This window comes from Paenibacillus sp. J22P218 (assembly GCF_056269195.1).
Window position 1 is genome coordinate 2020162 of sequence record NZ_JBWDNL010000001.1, and the last position, 6817, is coordinate 2026978.

The 6817-nt window shown below is 40.4% G+C and carries 5 protein-coding genes and 2 pseudogenes; 5 read left to right on the plus strand and 2 right to left on the minus strand.

Going from position 1 to position 6817, the window contains the following annotated elements:
- Positions 1–26: 26 nt before the first annotated feature.
- A pseudogene (locus AC0YN0_RS08715) lies at positions 27–985 on the minus strand (IS110 family transposase).
- Between the two features lie 254 nt (positions 986–1239).
- Here AC0YN0_RS08715 and AC0YN0_RS08720 point away from each other — a divergent pair.
- Positions 1240–1689, plus strand: coding sequence for a WG repeat-containing protein (locus AC0YN0_RS08720; protein ID WP_475820859.1), 450 nt, complete (start codon positions 1240–1242; stop codon positions 1687–1689).
- Position 1690: 1 nt separating this feature from the next.
- The gene (locus AC0YN0_RS08725; protein WP_475820860.1) at positions 1691–2182 is read left to right on the plus strand and encodes a WG repeat-containing protein; all 492 of its coding nucleotides are present in this window, start codon (positions 1691–1693) and stop codon (positions 2180–2182) included.
- Between the two features lie 425 nt (positions 2183–2607).
- Here AC0YN0_RS08725 and AC0YN0_RS08730 read toward each other — a convergent pair whose 3' ends face one another.
- Positions 2608–3918, minus strand: coding sequence for an amidohydrolase family protein (locus AC0YN0_RS08730; protein ID WP_475820861.1), 1311 nt, complete (start codon positions 3916–3918; stop codon positions 2608–2610).
- Positions 3919–4073: 155 nt separating this feature from the next.
- Between AC0YN0_RS08730 and AC0YN0_RS08735 the strand changes: the two genes are divergently transcribed.
- From AC0YN0_RS08735 to AC0YN0_RS08745, 3 genes and pseudogenes are all read left to right on the plus strand, one after another.
- Positions 4074–4502, plus strand: coding sequence for a MarR family winged helix-turn-helix transcriptional regulator (locus tag AC0YN0_RS08735; protein WP_475820862.1), 429 nt, complete (start codon positions 4074–4076; stop codon positions 4500–4502).
- A gap of 1054 nt (positions 4503–5556) precedes the next feature.
- On the plus strand, positions 5557–5925 hold the full coding sequence (locus tag AC0YN0_RS08740; protein WP_475820863.1) for a hypothetical protein: 369 nt from the start codon (positions 5557–5559) through the stop codon (positions 5923–5925).
- Between the two features lie 712 nt (positions 5926–6637).
- Positions 6638–6817, plus strand: a pseudogene (locus AC0YN0_RS08745) (IS110 family transposase); the annotation flags it as partial.

The window sequence follows — 6817 nt, forward strand, 5'->3', positions numbered from 1 at the left end:
CTTGAGCTGGTGAGGATCGACTGGTCTTAGGCAGCCTGCGGGAAAACTCTGGTTGAATCGTAAGCTTCGCTACTCTTAGCCAGGCCGACTAACACACGAGCTACCTTACTGCATAATTTCATGATGGATTTCATCTTCTTTAGCTTCTTTTCACTGACGCCTCGTATTTCAAGCAGCTTCTTTGCGTAAGGAATGCGTTTAAGAATGCAGTTCAGCTCGTACTCAATCTGTTCAAGCTGACGCTGGGCCAGGTCATATTCTTCTAGCAATTGGCCAAGATGAAGCTTGTAAGCGTGGAGTGCCTGAGTGGTGCCCACACTGGATTTTGCAAGTGAAATGAGTAGTTCAGCGCGTTTAACTCCAGCATGACGCTTCACAAATTGTTTCCAACCATCAAGAACCTGTTCTATGTTTAACCGACTGATCTCTTTCGGTAAAGGAAAGAGTCTGAGTGTAGCGATAGCACTGGTGCAAGTAAGGATTTTAAAGACCTGACGAAGTTCAGGAAAAACAATGTCTACCCAGCGATGAATCTGATTAACCGCAGCGTTGAGGCGCTTGGTAACCGTTTCTCGGTTTGCCATTAGAATACGCAGTTCCTCGTAAGCTTCGGGATGAAAACGAACAGGGGAGTAGTACCCGTTTTTGACCATGTCTGCAATGACAAGTGCATCTTTATGGTCACTTTTAGACGGTGTATTATCCCGGTTTTCCTTGTTCTTTTTGACGAGATGAGGGTTAACAAGAACGGGATCGATACTTTATCGAGGAGCCAACATGCTAGGCTGAACCAATAGTGACCAGTGGGTTCCATGCCAACTATGACGCTGCTAAGTTTGTAGGACTTGAGTAGATCTTGGATCCAGCGTTTGAACAGATCGAACCCTTCACGGTGGTTACCGAACTCGAGTGGAGTTCCCAGAGCAATCCCGCGAAAACTGACAGCGCGGGCTACATGGGCTTCTTGTGCGATATCTACGCCGATGACTAAATGTTTTCAATAAGTTGATTTTGCTTGTCTTGTGCTTTAAACTTCATGATAGAGCGACCTCCTGATGTGGATTTTAAGGGTTTTGACCCGTTGCGTAATCCCATCGTACAGAGGCGCTCGTTTTTGTTCAAACTCCAAATTATTCGTTTTACAGGAATTCTAACGGAGAACGATAGCAATCATTCAAAAAAGGGTCAACACAGTAAATATACCGAGTGGTTTACAGGTTATTGAGGAGACGATAATTAATGGATATAAAAATTGGCATTGCTGATATAAGTGGCTCTCTCATACTAAATGAAGAGTTTGATTTTATTAATAGGTTTCAAGAAGGCTTTGCATTATTTAAAGAACGTGACAAATACAAGTATTTAGTAAGAGAAAGTCTTGAAGTTAGAAGCGATGAATACGTATGGGGAAACGATTATTTTTACGGATACGCGGCTGTTAGAATAGAAGATGGTGGAAAGACTGGTTTAATTAATAAGTTTGGAGAATTAGTAATACCATGTAAGTATGATGGATTCTCGAGGTTTTCTAAGGATGGGTTAGCGGTAGTTGGTGTTTCTGAGAAATATGGGGCAATAAATACTGAAGGGGAATTATGTATTCCAATAATATATGATCGTCTAGATGCTTTTTTCGAGGGCTTATCAGTAGTTGCTATAGATGGAAAGCATGGATATATAAATCCATAAGGTGAAATTTGTCATATCACCTGAATGGAAGAATGCGCAAGCATTTAAAGATGGATTGGCAGTAGTGATAAATGATTTTTACAAGGCTGGTTGTATAAATGCTAAAGGTGAACTTATGGTGCCGACAAAATATAAATATATCTGGGGAATGAAGAACGATAGGGCGAAATTTTCAAAAGGTAAAACTTACGGATATCTTGATCCAAGTGGAAATGAAGTCATTCCAAACAAATTTAAAAAAGCGGATGACTTTTGTGACGGTTTAGCACCAGTTCTAGAAACGAACAAATGGGGTTTTATTAATACAAACGGTAATTATGTTATTGAACCAATTTTTGATGAAGCATCAAGATTTTTTAATGGCTTTGCTTGTGTCTCATACAATGGTCAGCCTAGCCTTGTTGATGTTAATGGCAATTGTCTAACTTTTGAGCAATATCATTTTGTAGATTATCCTTCAGAAGGATTAATGCTGGTAGGACTCAAAAAATAATAGGGTGCATTACGTTTAAGATAACTAGGAAAATTATAATATAGACTGAGAAAATAAAATCGTAGAAAAGCGATGCGTCATCAAGCTAATGGAGAACTTTAGTACAACTTACAATGGAGCAGATTGCGATCCGCATCTGCTCCATTTTTCATTAAGCTAAAGGGCAGGATAGTTCCAAAATGTAGTAAAATTTGAACAATGACTACATTGATAATCCAATGGAATAAAACGAATTTGATTGTATCTGGAGGAACGTTGCTCTGGCTGTCGTTCCTGACAGGAGGATTTGGATTAATAGATTAAAGTCGAAGAGGGACTAGTCTGCAGTCCCTCTTTTTGACGATTTTATGATCAGCAACGGCATCATCATCTCCGGTTCGCTCATCATTCTCATTGACGACATTGTACAGGGAGATCAAACCCGATTAACCTAGTTGCTGCGAACCATTGAACCACACGGATGTGATCGACAAGGTATCCGAGATATTGGTTATCGGATCACCGTTTACGAGAATAAGGTCAGCGCGCGCACCTTCGGTAATACGGCCGCGATCGTGAAGACCAAAGCAACGGGCCGGTTTGGAAGTAGCCGACTGAAGAGCTTCAATCGGAGTGAACCCGGCCTTCACCAGCAGCTGCATTTCGTGGTGGACGCTTGCTCCGTGAGCAAGGCCGCCAAGGTTCGGAACGGGAACCGGCGCAACATCCGTCCCTACCAGAATATCAACTCCGGCACGGTGAAGATCCATCACATTCTTAAAGCTGTTCTCCATATTGCCTTGCGGGAACGTATTGAAGCTTGAGTTCAAAATACCGATCCAATCCGAACTTAATTTGGAATGAACACGCGGATCATTCGCCAATTCCGATGCCGGTTTCCCAACAATCGATGAGTTCAACACCAAGCACGGTGTAACAAAAGCGCCTGAATCCGCTATGGATTTCACCAACTCGGACGTGTACTCGGGTCTGTCGATAAACAAGTGGCCCAAACCATCGACTCCAAAATCGATGGCTGCTTGCGATGAAAGAGCCGTCAAGACGTGGGCGATGACCAGCTTATCGAACTTGTGGGCTTCTGTCACGGCTGTTTTTAGAATCTCGTCGCTTAGAACAGGCAGGCCGGGTGCACCCATGACCGTCCCTTCTTCAATCATGATCTTAATATAGTCGGCACCATTCTCCACTTGAGTATGCACATGTTTAATCGCTTCTTCCACCGTCGTCACTTGCGGTATTTCATCGTGATCGTGAGCGTATGCGGCCAACATCGCTTCCCGGTCTTCCTCCGATAACTTCTCTAGCTCCTTTAATACGAATTCCGGTATTTCATCCCCATCCGGCAGCAATTCATCTGGGTGACCGCCCGGAGCGGTGATTGCTGTGCCGGCAGAACGGACGTCTGCAATGTCATCCACATTTTTTAACTGGATCTCGCGTCCTCTTTTCGTAAAATCGCCGTTCATTTCGAGTTCTGTCGTAACGCCGAATTTTAAGGCATCTCGTAATCCGCCGATTGAGGTGTGGACATGTGCATCAATCAGACCGGGCATTAAAGTCGCATTTTCCCCATCGATAATTGTTGCATCGGCCGGAAGGTCTCCGCCCACTGCAATAATGGACTCCCCTTTGATGACAACATGTCTTGACGCAATAATTTGTTCTCCATCAAAAATACGTACATTTGTAATCGCAGTAACTTGTTCTAACGCAGCATTTTGAATTATCTTCTCCACTTGAAATTCCTCCAATGTGTTTGTTTGTAACAATTCGAAGTATAACTGTTAGAATTCTAACTGTCAATAAACTAAGTTTTTTGACATTCGTATAGGATAACTGTATAGTTTAGTTGCTTACAATTAGTTTTCTAACAATTTCAGGAGGGATGATCATGCAGTCCCGAAAGGATACGCCTTATTTGGATTTATTTCAGATTATCGGTCTTAAATTAAAGAAAAGAGCGGACGAGAGTATAAAGGAACTAGGGTTAAACGCTCAACAAGGAAAAGTAATCGACTATATTTACGAGAACCAAGATAATCATATTATTCAAAAGGACCTTGCAGATCGGTTTCATGTGCGTGGGGCCAGTATAACTAGCATGCTTCAAGGTCTAGAGCAAAAAGGGTTCATTGAGCGCAAAATCCCGGCCAATAATGAACGGCAAAAAAATATATATGTATTGCCAAAAGCGATTGAGTTGATTGAAGGCTTTAATGACTCATTCCAAAAGGTGGAGGAGGAAATCGTTCAAGCGCTTACTAACGAGGAGAAACAAGTCTTAAAGAAATTGTTGATCAAAATCAATGAGCGCATATAAAGAAGAGGATTCCCGATGAGGCTATGGAGACATTTACAAATTAAAATACGCTTGTCCCAGTTGTGGAGCATTTAAAACAGCAAGAAATGAACAATCCATATGGTGCATCAAATAATATTCCTTAGATACAAGAGCTAAACTAAAAGATCAGGAGTGTACAAAGAAGCTTTAAGCTAACGGGAGACGTTAGTTCAATCAATAAGCAACCAGGACGAAGCTGCCGGCTCAATCGGCAGCTTCATTGCGTAACAGGTATGTATAGAAGTTCATGTCGTTTTTGTATAGAAGTTCTTGTCGTCCGACAAATTACTTGAATCAGTTACAAACGTTATATTGTCAGAGTACAAGAACATATATGCATTTGAAGCCGCGTAAATCGCGGTTTTTTTGTTTTAAGGATATAAGTTCTTGTCCAAACTCGAGGACAAGAACTTATATCCTTAACCGAAATGGACAAGAACTTACATCCTAAGCCGAATGTTTTCGAATATCCCAATAATAAAGGTGCTGGTTGGCATTAAACTGACTGGCAGTTTAACGTAGTACAATAGGATGTTATGATAAAGTGTAAATGGGTATAAGGAGATAACATAATTTCTTTAATGGGACCTAACAGAAAAATTAAGAAACACATCACAATTAAAATTAATAATCAGACAGTTAAAATACTCAAGTATAAGAAAGAAAAACACGAGGACAGATTCACTGGTGAAACATATACCACTATTGAGTTAATCACCAAAATTGATAATGAAGTATTTAACAATAAAACAGTCACATTAGAGCTTGCAGATATGGATGTTATTCATGCTGAATAGATTACTCGATTCTCCCAGCCTGGTCTACTTAGATATATATACAGGATTAAAACTGAAGTCATGTCGTTCAACTAACGGAGAATTATAGCTTCATAATCACCAGGACGGGGCTGCCGGCATAAATCGGCAGCCTCGTTGAGCTAACGGGCAGATGACATTAATAAAAATTTCATAAAGGGGTTTAATAGTTCCATCCCGAATATAAAATACAGTATTTATTTAGGAGGCTCATTAATATGGCGTATGATATTCATATTACCCGTGCTGAACGTTGGATCTATAGCGAAGAGACACCTATAAATTACGAAGAATATGAAGAAATAGTGAAAAATGACTCCAGTTTTAGGGTTGCCCTTGGTCCTGTAACCGAATTATGGGGGATGACCATTGAGCATGAAGACGCATCGCTATATATCTGGACTTTAGATGGTGAAGATACAGCTATCTTTTGCTTTGACAAAGGAAGATTATATATATCACGAGCCCAAGATCAAGTCATTGAAAAAATGATAGAACTGGCAAGTAAGTTAAATGCAAAAGTACAAGGCGATGATGGAGAAGTTTATTACATGAGTGAAGGCACTGTTTCTTACCGATATGAATAATTACAATAAGAATTCAACCTAACGGGAGACTTTAGTTTAATGCAACATGGAGCAGATTGCGATCGGGCAGATGCTCCATTTTTCATTGAGCTAGAGGTCAGGTTAATTTTAATATGTCTATACTTTCAATATAAAAAAGTAACAGAATGACTCGTCATACTGGAAAAATGTCATATTCAGGAGGCATATCAATGGGGAAGACATTCTCCAAAAGGACTAAAAAGATAAGGATAGATGGTTCTCAATTCCACTGCGTTATTAACGAGATTCCTAGTAAAAAAATTTGTGGATTTTAAGGTCTATTCATCAAAAACCTCATATTTTGAAGTGTTATTTACATGGCAAGGTAGCTGGCACTTCATCCCGCATAAGCCAAGTAATTGTGAAAGTTTAATTAGATATGCGATTGAAAATGGATGGGAATTTAGAAGTGAAAAGAAAATATTGCGAATAGAACAAGGGGATTTTCTTATAGATAAATTAGGGCTAACTTCACACACTTTTCATTAAGTTATCTGGAGACTTTAGTTTAATGCACCATGGGGCAGATTGCGATCCGCATCTGCTCCATTTTTCATTAAGCTAACGGGCAGCATTCCTATTATGAAGAAATACTAGATTTGAGAAACAAAAAGACTCCTTGGTATGATGTTGATGGGTCCATGATGCTGGCCAGCGACCGGATCCAAAAACAAACCAAGGAGACTACAAGATGAATTCTACTCAAAATGAACGGATTAATCAAATCACTTCTTCTACCTTAATTGTCGGTGTAGACATCGCCAAATTCAAACATGTGGCGCGAGCACAAGACTACCGCGGAGTCGAGCACGGCAAGCCCATCACATTTGAAAATAATCGAGAAGGTTTTGAAATATTCGTTAGTTGGTTC

Bases quoted from the DNA above. Each gene is read 5' to 3' on its own strand.
- AC0YN0_RS08720 (WP_475820859.1), top strand. From the start codon at position 1,240: ATGGATATAAAAATTGGCATTGCTGATATAAGTGGCTCTCTCATACTA.
- AC0YN0_RS08735 (WP_475820862.1), top strand. From the start codon at position 4,074: ATGCAGTCCCGAAAGGATACGCCTTATTTGGATTTATTTCAGATTATC.
- AC0YN0_RS08740 (WP_475820863.1), top strand. From the start codon at position 5,557: ATGGCGTATGATATTCATATTACCCGTGCTGAACGTTGGATCTATAGC.